The organism is Pseudomonas sp. Mb7, from assembly GCF_054790525.1.
The window spans coordinates 1,660,082-1,677,267 of sequence record NZ_CP186501.1 but is presented as its reverse complement, the minus strand read 5'-3'; the positions used below and the strand labels follow the sequence as shown (position 1 = coordinate 1,677,267).

Below are 17,186 nucleotides of genomic sequence, written 5' to 3'. Positions count from 1 at the left end.
TCTGACCGCGACACACGGTTCAATAATGCTATTTCGCCGCTACCGCATCTGACTCACCGTCGCGGCTGGATCGCCCGGTTTTACTGGCGTCAAAGCACCGTCGGTCATGGCCGCAGTGGACGGTTGCTGACGCTCTGTTTCATCGCTGAGAAAGTCGATGATCGACTGCGCGGACGGCTCGTCGAGGCGCAGGTTGGGCATCGGAATTCGCTCGAATTGTTCATACAGTTGCAACGCGATCGGATCTTTTTCCGCGAGCAAGCGATCCGGTTCGCGGATCCAGCGATTCAACCACTCGGGATCGCGGCGGCGGGTTACGCCAATCAAGTCCGGGCCGATGCTGCGCATGCCGATGCCCTGCCCATCCATAGGGCCGAGGCTGTGGCACGAGGCGCAGCGGGTGCGGAACAGTTCTTCGCCATTGCTGGGCGGGCGAATGTCCGGGGCATTGGCGTAGCTTTCTTCGATGCTCGGCTGTTTCCAGTTCTGCAGGGTGTTGGCCAGTTGATCGGCGAGGATCCACGGGTTTTCGAACGGCGAGGCCTTCATCCAACGCCCGGTGCTCTGGTTACCGACGATCAGGCTGAGGTTGTGATCCTTGCTGCGACCGTTGTCGACGCCTTCGATGAACAGCCCGAGCTTCTTGCGCAGGTCGGTGACGTCTTCGAATTCGCCGGTGAGAAACCTCCAGCCGGGGCCGACCTTGAAGCGTTGCGAATAAGCCTTGAGCACTTCGGGCGTGTCGCTGAGCGGGTCGATGCTGATCGAGTAAAAGAAAATGTCCTGGCCGACCCGATCACCGAGCAGTTTCTGCACCTGACGCAGGCGTGCAGTTTCCAGTGGGCAAGAGTCGCTGCACGAGGTGAAGATGAAGTTGATCACCACCACTTTGTCTTTGATCAGGTCATCGAAGAAATGCATCTGCCGACCGTCCTGATCGGTCAGCAGGGTGTTGGGGAAATAGTCGCCACCCCACGGGGTGGCGGATTCACTGGCCGCTGGCGGTTCGCCGACGCTAGCCTGGTGTGCCAGCAGCACACGGCTGCCGAGCACGCAGGCCACCAGCATCAGCACCAAGTGCATGCCCAACGCCCGGGAGCGCGGGGTATGCAGCGGTTGACGGTCGCCGTGGCGGCGGTTCATGGCTTGACCACCACTTGTGGGCCCATACCGTCACCGTTGCGGAAGGTAGGCAGCGCGGCGGAGTTGACGTAGCGCACACCGTCCCAGCTCGGCAGTGGGGTTGGCATCAGTTGCAATTGCCCGGGTTTCTCCAGGTCCCAACGCAGCAGCATCGAGTTGTCTTCATGCTGGGTGTTGTGACAGTGCTCCATGTACGTCCCGGCAAACTCGCGGAAGTTGATCGCCATTTCGACGCTGTCCAGACCGTCCTTTTCCGAGCCGATGCGATAGACGTCCTTGCGTGCCCATTTTTCCCACTCTGGCGGGGCCTTGCCGCCGCGACTGAGGATGATCCCCTCCTCGAAGTGCACATGCACCGGATGGCTCCAGCCCGTGCCGCCGGCCTTGATGTTCCACACTTCGAGGGTGCCGAACCCGGTGACACCAGCATCGGTCGGGCCGCTGGACAGCTGAGTCGAAGCGTTCAGGCGACGCGGGTCCATGTGGAAACCGAAGCCGCCATCGGTCTTGACTGTCCACGGCGCCTCATCGGTGCCGTCAGAGCGGCCGAAGGTGAAGGTGCGGTGACGGGCCTTGGTCAGTAGCACTTTGTCGGCGGCGTTGTCGCGGTGGATCTTCAGCGGGATCATCACCAGCCCTTCAGCCTTGCCCGGTTTGGCCGGTTCGTAGGCTGCCGGGTTCATCGCCAGATCCTGACCGGTGTAAGCCTTGACGTTAAGCTGCAAGACCTTGCCTACCGCCGGGTCACCTCTGTCCCATTGCGGGCCCTTGCTGGTCTGCTTGATCACCGCCAGGTATCTCTCCGACAGGATGTCTCCCAACGGGATGACGTCTTTGGGTCCCTTGCCGTCGTCGTGAGCCTGCAGGTTGACGAAGAACAGCTTATCGCCTGGCTTGATGCCGTTTTTCGAAAAGTTGACGATGATGTCGAAGCGCTCGGCGATGCCCTGAGTCGGCAGGATCGCGTTGTGGTTCTGTTTGTCGCCATCGGCATCGAGATCCATGCTGCCGTCAAACGGTACGCTGTGCTCCATGATGTTGCCGTCGTTGGCGATCATGTGGAACGGCACACGGCTGTACGACACACCGGAGTTTTTCGGCCCTTGGAACTCGCCGCTGGTGCCTTTGATTTCCCGCACCAGCGCCAGTTTGAAGTAGCGCGACACCGAGCCGTTGAGAATGCGGAAGCGATAGCTGCGTGCGCGCACGTCGAGGGTCGGTTTCCACTGCCAGTTGACCAGTAATTGGTCACCGAGGAAGCCGTCGGTGTTGAACGGGTTGAACCACAACTGCCCTTCCTGATCCCACGCCTTGTCGGCAAACACCAGGTTGACGTCGTAGTCACGGTTGCCCCATGGCAAGGCACTGCCGCTGGGCAGACGCAGGTTAACGCCGTCGTCCACCGACTCGTTGCCGCGATCCAGCGCGCTGTAGTAGTTCATCATCGCCGCGTTGCCCTTGTAGACATTCTGCGCGGTGAAATCGAGCATGTGATCGTGGAACCAGTGGGTGCTCATGGTCTCGCGCCAATCGCCGCGGATCTTGATGGTGCCGTTGTCGCAGGTCTTCTTCGCCGGTGCGAGATCGTTGACCCACAGGGTTTCGCCCGGTGCGCAGGGGAACGCCGCGCGCGGGTCTTCGGCCTTGGTGTTGATGCTGTCGTAACCGGCCAGCTGGATCGGCCAGCGATAGTCATAGAACTGCCCAGGGAAGAAGAACGCGTTGGCATAGCCGTCGCTTTCTGCCGGCGCGTGACCGTTGTGCTCGTGGGTGCTGATCGTATGCAAACCGAATCCACGGTTGGCCGACGGGTCGATCGGCAAGCCGTTGTAGTGGCGCATCATCACCGGTTGGCCGTAGCGCACCATCAACAGTTTTGGCGGCAACGTACCGTCGAAGGTCCACACCGAGTTGTGGTTTTGCGCCGGCATCGCCGGGTGGAAACGCGGGTCGACACCCTTGGCGGTGCCATCGGTCAGCGGCACGCCAGCGACGTTGTGATACAGGCCGCCGGGGCCGAACTCACCGACGGCGTAATGGTGCATTTGCACGCTGTCACGCAGGCCACCATTGAGACGTGCACCGGTCTGCGCGGTTTTGTAGGCGACTTGCGGGTAGAACTCGTTCCAGCGCTGATGCGCCCAGCCTTTTCCGGGTGGCCGACCTTCGGCGGACGAGCCGATGTGCCGGTTGAGGTACACCTCGATCTGCGCCTGCCACGGGTTGCGGTCGACCACGTTGGCGAACTGGCTGGGGAACGGCGTTAGCCCCGGTTGGCGCAGGAACGCATCAAGCGCAGTGCCGGGTGGCGCGCTGCGGGCGACGTTGTTCGGGTCCTGAGCCGGTGCCGGGCCGATCGCCGCTGGTGGAAACGGCAGCGGCGCGGCCGGGGTGGTTGGGTCGAGTTTTTCCGGGCCGAACTCTTCGAACAAGGTCAACTGCTGGGTGAACGGTTGCGCGCCATAGAGCGGGCTCGGCTTGCCGTTGGTGGGGTAGTTGAAACTGGTTTGCACGGACGGTGGCAAGACGTTTTCGATGCGAGTCTCGGCGCGGTCGCCTTTGACCCCGTCCGGCAAATCGAATGAGTCTTCGTTGGCCTCAGGCATGGTCAAGATCGCGTTGAGCGCGCCGGCGCGGTCGGCCGGTTCGTCGTAGTACGCCGACGGGTCGGAGGTTTCTGGCTGTCGCTCGTCATCGATGGGGCTGGCGCGGACGCCGGCCATGCTGCCGAGGGTCAACATCAGAAAGACGCTCAGAGGCGTCAGCAGGAAAGTGTTGCTTGGGTCACGCGTTGCTCTGTCCATCACCAGCCGCCTCATCAAGGAAGGGGTGATGGTGTTTTGCAACTAGTGAGCCAAGAAATTATTTCCAGTTGTTACAGGGAGTTGAGGATGCTGTGGGTTTCCCCACTCCCCGGTGACCGGGGCTTGACACCCACTGATGGGGGAAGTTCAGATAAATTTTGCCGATTTACGGCACTAGCTGAAACGCCAGACGAACGGTGGTGCCCTCGCCTTCGCGGCTGTCGAGAGTCACGCCGCCACCGAAGCGCTCCATGATGCGCTTGACCAGCACCAGACCGACCCCGAGACCGCCAGACTTGGTGGTGAAAAACGGCCGGAACGCCATGGTCCGTTGCTCTTCGTTCATGCCTTTACCGGTGTCGCTGAGCACCACGCACACGCCACGGTCTTCGCTCGGTTCCAGGCTGACGGTCAGCGTGCCGCCCTTGTCCATCGCCTCCAGCGCATTGGCCAGCAGGCTGTTGAGGATCTGTGTCAGTTGCACCGGCTGGCTGAGCACCATCGGTGTGTGCTGCGGATGAAACACCACCTGCACGCCAGCTCTGGCGATCTGCTGTTCAAACGCGACAAGGCTTTCGTGCAACGCCGCCACCAGGTTCACCGGTTCCGGGTCATCGTTGAGCGGTCGCAGCGATTGCAGCAGCTCGCGCACCCATTTCGACATGCGATCGACCTGGCCGATGATGTCGTTGATGTTCTTCTGCGCCGGGCCGGCGTCGAACTCCAGCGCCAGTTCAGCGCTGGAACGGATGGTCGCCAGCGGATTGCGCAGACTGTGCGCCACGGCGGAAGACATCTCGCCCAGGGCGACAAAGGTTTCGTTGGCGATCAGTTGTTTTTGCTGGGCCGCGAGCAGAATCGCCGCGCGCCGCACGATCCAGTACAGGCCCAGATAAATCAGCCCGCCACCCAGTGCGGTGGCCAGCCAGATCAGAACCAATCCGCGCTCCATGCGTGCGATCAGATCCTTGGGCTCCTTGTAGATTTCGACCATTGCTGTGACGTTCTTGCCCTCGGCGTCAAACAGCGGAATGTAGTTCTCGATGAAGATGTAGTCCGGTGGCGTGATGAATTTCTGTTCTTCGCGGGCCTTGTCGACGTCGTGGTAGCTGGCGGATACCGGAATCTTTTCGTTGAAGGCACGATCGAGGTCCTCGTCGGCATGAATGCTGGTACCGATCAGCACCGGGTTGGTTGACCAGATCACCTGGCGGTCGGGCGCATAAATATTGGCCAGAATCACATCCGGCAAGTGTTCGATGTGATCGAGAAACTCGCCCCGAGCATCGGCCCGGGCTTGCGGACTGACGTCGGGAAAGTTCGTGTCCTGACGCGGGTCGAGCAATTCACCCATCGTGCGGATATTGGGAATGGAAACGTGACGTACCTCGGCCGAGGCGATGGCCTGTATGAACTGGGCGGTGAGCAACGCATCGCGCTGCACGCTTTCATCAATGACAAAACGCGTCGACACCGCGCCAAGCGCGATGGCCACGGTACCAATCACCGCCATGCTGATCAGCGAAAACCAGCGCAGCAGGTTGAACGACTGCTTGCGCGAGCCCAAGCGCAGATTGCCCTCCTCGACCGGAAGCGATTTCGACTGCATGTTCATGGCGGCGACTTCTCTATACGTCCCTATAGGGTTATAGCCCACGGGTGGGGGTTTGCCCGGTTGCGGGGATATCGCCCCGATAAGGCCGCCCAAACCTCCACAAATCCCTGTGGGAGCGAGCCTGCTCGCGAAGGCGGCAGGTCAGTCGACATTTTCGTCACAGGAAGTCCGCTTTCGCGAGCAGGCTCGCTCCCACAGTGGCCTGGTTCGCTCACCGGTTTTGTGTTCACCGAAGAAACTTGTGGGAGCGAGCTTGCTCGCGAAGGCGGTGGGTCAGTCGACATTTTCGTCACAGGACATCCGCATTCGCGAGCAGGCTCGCTCCCACAGGTTCTTCATCTGACAGACGTTCAATGTCATCCCCACCGTCCCCGATTCTGGGGAATGACGCCCTTTCCCCGCTGGCCAAAAACCCCAACCTCACACCTGCAAACCCCTCTAATCCGGCCCTCTGCCGCCCATTCACCGCACCTTGGCATGGAAGGTGTACAGGCCCTGTGCAACTGACCCATCCCCAAGGGGCAGGTACTTTGATAGAGGGATTAACTCATGCACCCTTTACTGTCCAAAACCGCGACTGTCCTGGTCGTGAGCGCATTGGCCCAGGGCATTGCCCAGGCCGCTTTGTTTGCTGTTGATCCGGGCCCGTACACGCCGGCCAACGGCGGTTTCGCCAGTTGGTATCAGGACTCCCACGGTCGCACCCTGGATCTGTGCCTGTCCAAAGCGCTCAGCTCCCGAGTACCCAGCGCCCCCGGCGCGCCGTCGTACATGTGCTCGCTGCTACCGACCCCCGGCGTGTTCGATGACGCGCAACCGATTGTCTTCCCGACAAACTTTCCCGACGAAGCGTTCTGGTTCACCGGCGAAACGGCCCTCGTCGACGCCGCACGGGGGATTGATCTGGGCTACGTCAGCGCCATCGAAGCCGCATTCGCCGCTGAAGAGCCGGTCGAGGGCGATCAAGTCAGCTTCGCCCGGATCCGCATTCGCGTCGACGTGCCCACCGCCGGCACCTACGTCATCACCCACCCGTATGGCGTCGATGTGTTCAACATCGACACCCCCGGGCGGCGCGCAATAAACATGACCCGCGACATCGGTATCGGCACGCCGAAAACCTACGACGGCGCGCTCAAGGGTGACATCGGACCGTTCCTGCGCAGCGTCAACGGCCCGTACACCGAGACCAACCCGCTGACCGGTGCCGCCGAACAATTCGTCGGCGACCCGAACCTCAACGAGGCAGTCACCGGCAGCCCGTTCAACACTAACTACGTACGCATCGAAGGCCCTAACGGCCTCGATCTGCGGACGAACGTGTTCGCCGTCTCCGGCAAGTTGTCGACGGTGGTCCGGCCTACGCCAATGATTACCCAGCGCAGCACCTACTCGCGCAAAGCGGGAACCAGCGCGCCGGTCGCCCAACAAGACGTGTTCGTTCTCGCGCCGCCAGCGCCGGGCACTGTCGCCGTGACCAGCAGCACCCCGGTGCTGAACATGACCGAAGCCAACAGCACCGGCAGCTGGTACGCGCAGTCCTCGGTCAACCCGACCTTGCCAACCACTTTGCAAGTGACCGCCGACAACCACCTGGCCATCGCCAGCAGCACGCCGACCACCCTGCCCATGACCCTCACCGATCTGGTGGTGATCCAGAGCGCGCAATACAGCCTCAGCTCCGGACAACTGACCGTGGTCGCCTCGACCAGTGACGAAACCTCACCGCCGGTACTCACCGCCACCTCCGGCAGCGGCGCCGCCATCGGTGCGCTGGGCGGCGACGGCGCGGTGAAAACCCTGGCCACCGGGATCTCGCCGATCCCACCGGCCAAGGTTCGGGTGACGTCGTCCAACGGCGGCAGCGATACCGAAGAAGTGGTCATCGTGCAATGAACGCTCACATGCCCAGATCCGCATCAGGAGGCATCATGAACAAGTGGCCACGCTTTGCGCTCAACGCGCTCGGGCTCGCTCTCTCGCTGACCGGCAGTGCCTATGCGCAACTCGCCGCCGTCGACCCCGGCCCCTACACCTTCGCCACCGGGAAATTCCCGATGTGGTATCAGGACAACAATCTGCTGTCGATGGAACTGTGCCAGTCGCGTGCTGCCAGTTCGCGCGTTGCCGCGACCACGCCGCCGGCCTACATGTGCATTCTGCTGGCCGAGCCGGGTATCTACGACGACGCCCAGCCGATGATCTTCCCGGACAACTGGCCGCCGGAAGCCTTCTGGTTCCTGGCCGAAACCACGATTGCCGACAACGCTGCCGGTTATGGCGTGGACGCTTATGTCGCCGGGATCGAAGCGGCATTCGCCTCGGAAAATCCGGCCGATGGAGATCAGCAAAGCTTTGCGCGGATTCGCATCCGGGTGAACGTACCCGTTGCCGGCACCTATACCATCACGCACCCGTATGGCGTCGAGACGGTCAATGTCACCGCGCCCGGACGCCGCGCGATCAACATCACCCGCGACATCGGCATCGGCGCACCGGGCAATTTCACCGGTGCCGTCAATGGCGCCATCGGACCGTTCCTGCGCAGCGTCAACGGCCCGTACACCGAAGTGAACCCGGACACCGGCGCCACGGAAACTTTCGTCGGTGACCCGAACCTCAACGAAGCGGTGACCGGCAGTCCGTTCAACACCAACTTCCTGCGCATCACCGGGCCGGCCGGGACGATCCAGTCGAACGTGTTCAGCCTGTCCGGCAAAGTGCTCGACAACCGTCAGCAGACCCAAGTGGAAATCGATCGCGCCACTTATCGCCGCACAGCCGCTGGCGTGCGTGCCGAAGTGTTTGCCAAGGCCAGTAACAGCTCGACCCTGTGCTTCCGCGAAACCGTGGCGCTGCTGCCCGGCCCACCGCCAACGCCGTGCCAGACCAGTCTGTTGGGTGACAACAATGGTCTGTTCTTCGGCCACCGCTTGGGCACTGGCGCGGTACCTCCGGTAGTCGTCGTGACCGCCACCAACCCCGCCGGCACCACGCGTCCGACGGCCGTATCAGCCAAGCTCACCGACGTGGTGAAAGTGCAGACCGCGCGCTACAACTGGGCCAACCATAGCTTGCTGATCGAGGCCACTTCGAGCGATGAAGTGGCGATCCCCGACATGGTTGCCCAGGGCTACGGGCGTCTGTCGAAAACCGGCACCCTGCAGCGCATCACCGTCGCCGACCTGACTCAGCCACCCGCTACCGTGACGGTGAAATCTGCCGCCGGCGGAGGTGACACCGAAGCGGTCGTCGTGGTCGGCAACGCGCCGGACACGGGTGAAAACCAGGCGCCGATCACCAACGCCGACAGCGGCAGCACCAGCTTCGGCGTGCCGATCACCCTCAGTCTGTTGACCAACGACAGCGATCCCGATGGCAACAACCCACTGGGCATCACCGCGTTGACTCAACCGGCCGCCGGTCAAGGCACCGTAGCGCTCAACGGCACCACATCGGTGGTCTATACGCCGCCAGCGGTAGTCAACGCGCCACTGACCACGACCTTCACCTACAAGGCGCAGGACGCCAAAGGTCTGGCCTCGGCCAACCCGGCGACCGTAACCATCACCGTCGCGCCCAACCAGGCACCGACCGCCGTCGCCGACAGCGTCGCCACGCTTGGTGTTGCGATCCCGATCAACGTGCTGGCCAACGACACCGATCCGGAAGGCAACGTGCCGCTGGCCGTCAACAGCCTGACCCAACCCGCCGCCGGCCGCGGCACGGTCAGCACTGACGGCACGGTGATCACCTACACCCCACCGGCCACCGTGACCACGGCATTCACCACGACCTTCACCTACATCGCCCGGGACGCCTTCGGTGCCCTGTCGACGCCGGCCACGGTCACGGTGCAAGTGTCGCCACGGCCAGCGGCAGAAACGTTCGCCGTTACCGCGTCGACGGTGCAGGCACGCTCCGGCGGGCGCTTCAACTGGGACTTCACCGGCACCTCGTCAGTGACCACCGGCAACACCATCACCGTGCAGGTCACCACCCCTTCCGGGCTGATCACCCTTGGTACCACCACGGTGCCGTTGACCGGACGCTGGCGGCTGACGCTGAACAACACGCTGGTGGTGCCATCGGCCAACCCGACCGCGACGATCCGCTCGTCCCAAGGCACCGTGCGCACGGTCTCGGTGACCACGCTGTAAGCCTGATCCCCAGCCACTTTCGGGTGGCTGGGGCTGATTTCAAACCGGTTAACGCCTGACAGGATGTGAGCCATGAACACGCCGACCGCCGCCCTGCTTTGTCTGCTTCTACTGTGCAGCAGTGCAAGCGTGCGTGCCGACGACCTGATGGAAAACGACGACCTGGCCCCGACCAGCAGCGACCTCGGCGAACTGCCCCCACCGGTGGGCCAGCAAGCACTGATCGACCAACTCGGCCAGGCCAACGTCGCGCTGCTACAACAGAACGGTCAGTCGCTGCTCGGGCAGATCGTGCAGTCGGGCAGCAATCAGGAAGCGTACATCCTGCAACAGGGCAGCGACCTGATGGCGCTGATCAACCAGAACGGTTCCGGCAACGCCGCCTCAATCACGCAAAACGGCAGCCACAACCGCGCGCAGATTTCGCAAAACGGCAACAACAACGACGCCAGCATCGAGCAGGCCGGCGCGGGGCTGCAAAGCGCCGTGACCCAGTCGGGCAACGGCATGAGCGTTTCGGTCAAGCAATATCGCTAAGCACTGCCAATCATCGGAGAGTTCATCATGTTCAAACTGACGCCCCTCACCGCCGCCATCCTGGTCATGATCAGTGCCCAGGCGATGGCCGACGACAGCCTGTCCAACCAAAGCCAGGTCGGTACCGCCAACATCGCGGATGTGAAGCAGACCCAGGCCCCATTCAGCACCACCACCCAGACCCAACTGGGCCAAGGCAACGACGCCGCCGCCGTGCAAGACCACGCCACCAGCGTGATCACCCAGGACGCGGTCGGCGACTACAACGCCGCTTACGCCGAACAGCTTTACGAAGACAACGCCACCATCACCCAGCAACAAGTCGGCGCCTTCAACACCGCCCACGCCAGCCAGTCGCTGGGCTTCGGCTCACCGAACAACGCGCTGCAACAACAACAAGGCACTGGCAACTTCTCGTTCATCTATCAGGACTCGCAGAACGGCAGCGAAGGCAAAACCTTCCAGTTCGGCGACAGTAACGAAGCCAACATCGAACAACTCTATGAAGGCACCGGCAACAGTTCGGTGATTACCCAATACGGCACCGCCAACTACGGCACCGCCGAACAAGTGCTGCACAACGGCGGCCAGATCGGCATCAACCAGGCCGGCGAAGGCAACTACGCCTACGGCGACCAGCGCAACGGCACTGGCGGCAACATCACCATCAACCAGTTCGGTAACCTCAACGGCACTGAAATCTGGCAGGACGCGCAACTGGCCAGCCAAGCCACCGTCAACCAATATGGCGACAGCAACGAAACCGTGGTCGACCAAAGCTTCGGCGAAAACAACAACGCCGCCGTCACCCAAGTCGGCAACAGCAACGCGATCTACGCCGACCAGTTCGAATCGGTCAACTCGACACTGGCGCTGTATCAGGTGGGTAACGGCAACGTGCACTTCACCTACCAGAACGGCGACAGCCACGTGCTCAGCGCCACCTCCGTGGGCAACGACAACAAGGTCTACGCCAGTAACTGGAAAGGTCCGCAATCCGGCGGCCAGTTCGGCAGCGGCCAACGCGCGACAGTTACTCAGGCGGGCAATGGCAACATCGCCAGCTTCACTCAGGATGGCGTCGGGCAAGTCATGACCACGCATCAGACCGGGACTGGCAACAAGACCACGGTCAGTCAGGCTGAGTCGTATAACGAGCTGTATTTTGATCAGAACGGTAGTGACAACATTTTGATCTCGGATCAACGCGGCACGGGCAACCTGGTGCAGGGTTCTTCGAATGGCACGGGCAACAGCGCTGATTTCGATCAGTCGGGGTCAGGGAACCAGGCGTATACCGCGCAGCTGTATGGCAGTGACAACATGATCACCGTGAAACAAGCGGATACGATGAACGTGGCGTATGTGACCCAGGGCGGGACGGGGAACATTGCCAATGTCGATCAGAGCGGGGTTACGCAGACGGCGAATATTCAGCAGTTCGGCTCGGCTAACCAGGCGACGGTGTTGCAGCAGTAGGGGTTGGGTGTTGATGGGCCGCGATTCTCTGGTGAGGGGGGTCGCGGTTTTTTTTGCGCTGACGTTTGAGTTGCGTCCTACGGAAAACGGAACGTTTTTAGAAATTCGGGGAGTTTTCTGACAAGTTCTGGCGGTTGGCCGTCGGAAGTGCAGGCTCTAGGATTTGCCGGGACAACTTGATCCTCATGGAGCTTGGCCTACATGCAATTCATCCAGACAGCGACGACAGCGATACCGTTAACGAATAGACTTCGAGGCACCAAACCCGGAGGCTCTATGATCGACCCGTCCTTGATCGACCCACTGTGCCCGGTTGTTTCGGATCTTGATCCCGAGGAACAGGCTGCAAGTTATGACCGTTGGTTTCGGGCCGAAGTACAGGCCTCTCTCGATGATCCGCGCCCGAGTATTCCCCATGAGCAAGTGATGGAGGAAATCAACGCCTTGATGGAATCAATGCGCAAAAGCGCTGATGCAGATTAAGTGGCGACCCAAGGCTCGGGTCGAACTCTCGAAAATCCTGAAGTACATTGGCGAGCGAAATTTTGTAGCGGCGACTGCACTTCACAAGTCCGTCGTAAAAACTACATCTGCGCTTTGTTGGCATCCACACCTGTATCGCAAGGGCCGCTCTCCCGGCACTCGAGAGATTGTGGTAAGCCCGAACTATCTCGTCGTTTATCAAGTGGCGGACCAAATTGAGATTGTGAGCATCTTGCATGCGCGTCAGGAGTACCCTCGACGCGACCCCGGTTAAGATCGCTTCCTCGTCTCAACACAAGAAACCGTGCTTCCCCTGGAGGTACGGTTTTTTTGTATCTTGATCGTTCCCACGCTCTGCGTGGGAATGCCTCTCGGGACGCTCCGCGTTCCAGATTGCGAATTTGACGCAGAGCGCCAAGGGCTGCATTCCCACGCAGAGCGTGGGAATGATCAATCAGCCATCCTTCAGCTCGACGTGATCCAGCGCTTGATTCACCGCCAGTTCGCCCAGCATGACGACTTGTGCGATGCCCAGTGCGGTTTTGCGCTGTGAGGTTTCCAGCGAGGCGGCGAAGTTGATGAGCATTTCGCTGGCCGAGCCGAGGGTTTCGCTGGCGTTGGCGAGCAGGGATTCGGTGTTGTACCTGGGGTTGGCGAAGTACATGGGTTCCGGCTCGTTGACGCTGGACATGATGTGGGCGGTTGGGTTGAGGTAGAAATCGAGGGCGCGGTCGGCGGCTTCGTGGAGTTTTTTGCTGTCGACTGAGGCGTAGGGGGATGTGGTGTTGGTGTCTGGTTCTGGGGGGTTGGGTGTTGGTTTTTTCATGGTGATTCTCTCTCATTGATAGTTGCAGCTGGCCCATTCGACTTCCAGGAAAAATGGGTGGCAGCTGTACGCAGGCTGGAAATCCGGGAGAGAGCAACCCGGCAGACACGAATGTCTCCCGCGCACAACCGCCATAACAGAGTGCACACAATGAAAGTGCGCAAGCATACGTTATGAAAGGCGTATCTGCTCTCTCGTGTCTTCGGGTTTCCATGCCCGGTCGCTGAATTGGCAGCGACGAACACAGGCTAGAGACAGGACGTCCGACGGACAACCTGAAAACCTTGTGGGAAGGTTCTGCAAAATCGAAACAACCTTTAAACATTCCGAATTGAAATACGCATGTGTAGGAGCTGCCGCAGGCTGCGATCTTTGATCTTGATCTTGATATTCATCTTAAAAAATCAAAGTCAAAAGATCGCAGCCTTCGGCAGCTCATGCAGTGAATGTGTGCAACCGGCGGGAATTGGTCGGCTCGTAGATCGCCATCGCTGGCAAGCCAGCTCCCACAAGGATTTGGGTACATCCGCAATGGCAACTGAGTCTGAGAGATAGCTATCGCGAGCAGGCTCACTCCTACAATTGAATCGCGCTCTGTCAGCAAGAGATTGGTCGGCTGTAAGGCCGCCTTCGCGAGCAAGCTCAGCGCCTACGAAGATCAAAAGCCGAGCACGCTGTGCTCCACACCACTCAATAGGCCGAGTGTCAGCTCGCCTGCTCTTGATCTTGATCCACGGGCGACGTCGGAAGGCTGAGTGGAGGGATTGATCCGGGCGTGGGAGCGCAGCGACCGTTTGGCGCAGCCAAACACAGCGAGAGGAGGTGCAGCGAAGCAAACCGTAGGCGCTGCGCCCGGATCGATCCCGGAGCGAAGGAACCCCGAGCTTTAGCGAGCGGGCCGCACGCAGGAGCAAGCCTTTTCGGTTACCTTTTCGGCGTTTGGAAAAGGTGACCCGCCGTCAGGGCGGAACCCTAAGCAGCCATTACCGCAGAAACGGATATGTACCCGGTCAACCAGAACTCACCGCCCAACCAGAACCTGGTCGGCCCGAAGGCCGCCACGTTCACTCCGCATCCGGATCAATCTTGTTCTGGCTCAAATACCGATTCAACACATCATCCTGCCCAGGCACAGAAGCATCCCCCGCCACCTGCCACAACCGCCGCTCAATCCCCTGCGCCACCATATGCCCCACCGCCGCCTCAATCGCCGACAACACACACAACTGCGCCGGCTCATTCGTCGTATACCCAACCTCAGCCTCAAGCAACTTCTTGAACTCGATAAACTTGAAAATCCCCGCGCTACGCGCCACCGAATAAATCGTCTTGCTGGTCATCACATTCGCCAACACCTGCCCGCTACGCACATCCACCGCGCGCAAATTCACGGTCACCTGATCCACCCGATACTCACGCTGCAAATCAATCCCCAGATACCGCGCCCCTTCCCCACCGCTACGCACATTGGTGTCATAAGCGATGATCCCACCCTCGAGCATCATGTTCGCCGCCTGCAACGGTGGCAGCTCACCCTGAATATTCACCGGCGTGTTCGGCTTCTTCTGCGACGCGCGAATAATCTTGCGCTCGGTCAACAGGTTCTGCAGCCCTTCCCTCTCCAGCACGACAAACCAGCCACTGGCCTGCATCGCGTCCATCAACATCGACGCCGCACCCTGGGTCACGCTGGTGGAAAACGAACTCGCCGGCGTCGGTTTGTACTGCCCGGTCTGGTCACGGAAGCCGTACACCACCGCCATCAACCGCCCCTTGGGTCGCGGCATCTTCAGCAAGTCGTAATAAGTCGAAGCCCTTGGAGTCAGGGTCGGGGTTTCGGTGTCCTGCTCGGCCGACATCGGCTCACGCAGACTGCACCCTTGTAATGTCGCCAACAGCAGCCCTAACGCGATGATCTTTTTCATGTCCGTTCTCCCCGGAACCGTCAGCCCGTCATGGGTTGAGGCCGTTCACCTGAATTTCCGAAACCTCACCGGTCGCTCGATCGGTCACTTCAATGCTCAGTGCCCCGGAGTCGTCGATGACGTTGACGATAAAAGAGTCGGTGGACAGGCTCCCCGTGTTGCCGGTGGAGATGTTGTCCAGCAACTGCCCTAGCAGTCGCGATTGCAATTGACTGGTGAAGCGCTCCAGCGCTGACGTACCGGCCACGGTCGAACGGCTTTTCAGGTCCGGATCGTCGTAGTCGTTTTGCGCCTGCGCGTTGTTGAGCAACCAGGTGCCGTTGAGCGGGTTGCCGCCGAACGACGGATTGACCGGTGTGTAGACCAGTTCGGTGGCCTGGACGGCAGCGGCGCTGGCGAGCCCGATCAACAACCCCGAGATCCAGAATCCGCTGCGCCGTGAGAACGTTGTGCTGTTCATAGTTCGTCCTTCTCAAGGTCGGTGGTGTCCTGCAACAGAGCCTCCAGCTTGCGCTGGACAACCTGGCGTCGAACCCAGTCGGCGGCCGCGTAGGCCTCGTCCTTCAGTTCCACGGTGTTCGGCGGCAGGAAGCGCCGATAAACCAGGCGTTGCTGATATTCCACGGTCACCAGGCTGCCCCAGCGCGCGTCGGGCCGCTCGCGCACCACCAGGTTGAAATCCATCGGGCTGGTGTCGCGCAGGCGTTCACTGAACGAGTAGTAAAAGTCGTGGCCGATGTGCGAGATCGTGTCGTCGACGATAAAGCCCATCATTTCGTCTTCTTCACCGGCCTGAGCGCAGCACGCCGCCACGGTGAAAATCAGCGCGCACCACCACTGACGAGTCATGGCTGCAACGCCTGTGGCAGATTCGACTGGCCTTTGGCCGGGCCATTGGTGCCGTCGAGGAAGGCCTTTTCGGCGACGAACTGCCAGTCCGAATAACGCTGCATGCCTTCGAAATCCGACCACTGCGTCGGGAAGCCAGATTGCTTCAAAGGCAGCTCGGTCGAAGGACTGTTGAGGCCGGTGATGCGTCCATCAAAACCACGTTGCAGCGCCCATTCACCCTGACCGATCGGGTCCGGATAGAGCTGACGCAGGTGATGCTTGGCCTCGGGAAAACGCTGATCTTCAAGCAGGTCCGCCAGTTCTTTCGGGTACTGCGCCAGCCCCGGCGAACTGCGGTAATAACTGCGCAGCGCCTGTGCGTACTGAGTGCCAACCCAGAGCAACTGGCGTTCGCGGTCACGACGCGAAGCGGTCGACCACAACTCGCCGGCACTGGCCAGGCCCATGCCCATCAGGACGATCAGGAACAGCACGCCCAGGTAAGTGAAGCCACCCTGCTGCGCACGGTTACCACTCGGAATACTGGCTGCCATCACGCGCCCTCCCGGTAGCACCGCTCTTGATATCGGCCACACCACCGGCGACGCCGTCCGGTGGCGCAATCAGCACCCACTGGTCTTTGCGTTCGGTGATCGGATCGAGTGGCGCGTTGCGCAGGTAACGTTGTTCGATCAGTTGCTCGATGGAATCCGGATAACGCCCGGTGTCGCCGTAGAAGTGATCCAGCGCCTCGCGCATCGCCGACAGGCTCTGGCGCAGGGTGGTTTCCTTCGACGCTTCGAGGCTGTTGAAGTAGCGCGGCAGCGCGATGGTCATCAGCGTGGCGATGATCGCCATCACCACCATCAGCTCCAGCAAGGTAAAACCTTTTTCCCGGCGCATGAGGTTCACCACTCGCGGTAGGCGATGCCGTTGAGGCCCTTGCCCCGGGCGTGGGAGTAGACGTCGAACACGTCCTCGCCATCGCGCGGGTTTTGAGCCGAACTGTTGTAGGCGCGCACGCCCCAACCCCCTTCGTCATCACGTTTGGCCGGCACCAGCGGATCGCGCGGGATGCGGCGTAAAAAGTAGAACTTGGCGCCTTTGGCACTGCGCACATCGCGCACGCCTTCGACCAGTACTTGCAGGTTCGGCGGGTAGCCGCTGCTGTTCAGCGACTTCTCGATGTAACCGGCATCGAAGGCACGCTTGTAGGCGTCGATGCCATCGCGAATCTGGTACAGCGCGTTGCGCAATTCCTGCTCCTTGCCACGCCGCACCAAGGTCTCGGTCAGCGGCGCGGCCATGCTCGCCAACAGGCCGATCAGGGCCAGCGTCACCACGACTTCGATCAGGGTGAAACCGCGTTGGGAGGCGTTCATG

Annotated in this window: 16 protein-coding genes; 6 read left to right on the top strand and 10 right to left on the bottom strand. The window is 60.9% G+C overall.

Going from position 1 to position 17,186, the window contains the following annotated elements:
• Nucleotides 1–39 precede the first annotated feature (39 nt).
• The 3 genes from ACOYXH_RS07715 to ACOYXH_RS07705 form a co-directional block, all read right to left on the bottom strand.
• Nucleotides 40–1,143, bottom strand: coding sequence for an SCO family protein (locus ACOYXH_RS07715; RefSeq protein ID WP_460063966.1), 1,104 nt, complete (start codon nucleotides 1,141–1,143; stop codon nucleotides 40–42).
• Nucleotides 1,140–3,947 carry a multicopper oxidase domain-containing protein gene (locus ACOYXH_RS07710; protein WP_460063964.1) on the bottom strand — a complete coding sequence of 936 codons (2,808 nt, stop codon included), beginning with the start codon at nucleotides 3,945–3,947 and terminating at the stop codon, nucleotides 1,140–1,142. The genes ACOYXH_RS07715 and ACOYXH_RS07710 overlap by 4 nt, the downstream gene beginning before the upstream one ends.
• A 166-nt stretch (nucleotides 3,948–4,113) precedes the next feature.
• Nucleotides 4,114–5,562 (bottom strand): sensor histidine kinase, encoded by a 1,449-nt coding sequence (locus ACOYXH_RS07705; RefSeq protein ID WP_095124764.1) that lies wholly within the window; start codon nucleotides 5,560–5,562, stop codon nucleotides 4,114–4,116.
• 549 nt (nucleotides 5,563–6,111) lie between these two features.
• Between ACOYXH_RS07705 and ACOYXH_RS07700 the strand changes: the two genes are divergently transcribed.
• The 6 genes from ACOYXH_RS07700 (at nucleotide 6,112) to ACOYXH_RS07675 (ending at nucleotide 12,495) form a co-directional block, all read left to right on the top strand.
• Nucleotides 6,112–7,458, top strand: coding sequence for a hypothetical protein (locus ACOYXH_RS07700; protein WP_095124765.1), 1,347 nt, complete (start codon nucleotides 6,112–6,114; stop codon nucleotides 7,456–7,458).
• 35 nt (nucleotides 7,459–7,493) lie between these two features.
• Complete coding sequence (locus tag ACOYXH_RS07695; protein ID WP_460410480.1) at nucleotides 7,494–9,722, top strand: Ig-like domain-containing protein; 2,229 nt, start codon at nucleotides 7,494–7,496, stop codon at nucleotides 9,720–9,722.
• 72 nt (nucleotides 9,723–9,794) lie between these two features.
• A complete protein-coding gene (locus ACOYXH_RS07690) occupies nucleotides 9,795–10,259 on the top strand; it encodes a curlin (protein WP_460410479.1) in 465 nt (154 codons plus the stop codon).
• Between the two features lie 27 nt (nucleotides 10,260–10,286).
• Nucleotides 10,287–11,738 carry a curlin gene (locus ACOYXH_RS07685; RefSeq protein WP_460410478.1) on the top strand — a complete coding sequence of 484 codons (1,452 nt, stop codon included), beginning with the start codon at nucleotides 10,287–10,289 and terminating at the stop codon, nucleotides 11,736–11,738.
• A 276-nt stretch (nucleotides 11,739–12,014) separates the two neighbouring features.
• Nucleotides 12,015–12,221, top strand: a complete 207-nt coding sequence (relB, locus tag ACOYXH_RS07680; protein WP_034152589.1) for a type II toxin-antitoxin system RelB family antitoxin — start codon at nucleotides 12,015–12,017, stop codon at nucleotides 12,219–12,221.
• A complete protein-coding gene (locus tag ACOYXH_RS07675; RefSeq protein WP_016983362.1) occupies nucleotides 12,211–12,495 on the top strand; it encodes a type II toxin-antitoxin system RelE/ParE family toxin in 285 nt (94 codons plus the stop codon). The genes relB and ACOYXH_RS07675 overlap by 11 nt, the downstream gene beginning before the upstream one ends.
• A gap of 180 nt (nucleotides 12,496–12,675) precedes the next feature.
• Here the strand turns inward: ACOYXH_RS07675 and ACOYXH_RS07670 are convergent, their stop codons facing one another.
• From ACOYXH_RS07670 to ACOYXH_RS07640, 7 genes are all read right to left on the bottom strand, one after another.
• Nucleotides 12,676–13,047 (bottom strand): DUF6124 family protein, encoded by a 372-nt coding sequence (locus ACOYXH_RS07670; protein WP_401042820.1) that lies wholly within the window; start codon nucleotides 13,045–13,047, stop codon nucleotides 12,676–12,678.
• A 1,064-nt stretch (nucleotides 13,048–14,111) separates the two neighbouring features.
• Complete coding sequence (locus tag ACOYXH_RS07665) at nucleotides 14,112–14,972, bottom strand: CsgG/HfaB family protein (RefSeq protein ID WP_095111635.1); 861 nt, start codon at nucleotides 14,970–14,972, stop codon at nucleotides 14,112–14,114.
• Nucleotides 14,973–15,000: 28 nt separating this feature from the next.
• Nucleotides 15,001–15,432 (bottom strand): curli assembly protein CsgF, encoded by a 432-nt coding sequence (locus tag ACOYXH_RS07660; protein ID WP_095124771.1) that lies wholly within the window; start codon nucleotides 15,430–15,432, stop codon nucleotides 15,001–15,003.
• Complete coding sequence (gene csgE / locus ACOYXH_RS07655) at nucleotides 15,429–15,821, bottom strand: curli production assembly/transport protein CsgE (protein ID WP_038364891.1); 393 nt, start codon at nucleotides 15,819–15,821, stop codon at nucleotides 15,429–15,431. Before csgE ends, ACOYXH_RS07660 begins: the two co-directional genes overlap by 4 nt.
• Nucleotides 15,818–16,357: a type II secretion system protein gene (locus ACOYXH_RS07650; RefSeq protein ID WP_460410477.1), complete on the bottom strand. Its 540-nt coding sequence runs from the start codon at nucleotides 16,355–16,357 to the stop codon at nucleotides 15,818–15,820. The genes csgE and ACOYXH_RS07650 overlap by 4 nt, the downstream gene beginning before the upstream one ends.
• Complete coding sequence (locus tag ACOYXH_RS07645) at nucleotides 16,332–16,706, bottom strand: type II secretion system protein (RefSeq protein WP_007919395.1); 375 nt, start codon at nucleotides 16,704–16,706, stop codon at nucleotides 16,332–16,334. Before ACOYXH_RS07645 ends, ACOYXH_RS07650 begins: the two co-directional genes overlap by 26 nt.
• A 5-nt stretch (nucleotides 16,707–16,711) precedes the next feature.
• Nucleotides 16,712–17,185 carry a type II secretion system protein gene (locus ACOYXH_RS07640; RefSeq protein ID WP_102902833.1) on the bottom strand — a complete coding sequence of 158 codons (474 nt, stop codon included), beginning with the start codon at nucleotides 17,183–17,185 and terminating at the stop codon, nucleotides 16,712–16,714.
• Nucleotide 17,186: the final 1 nt, after the last annotated feature.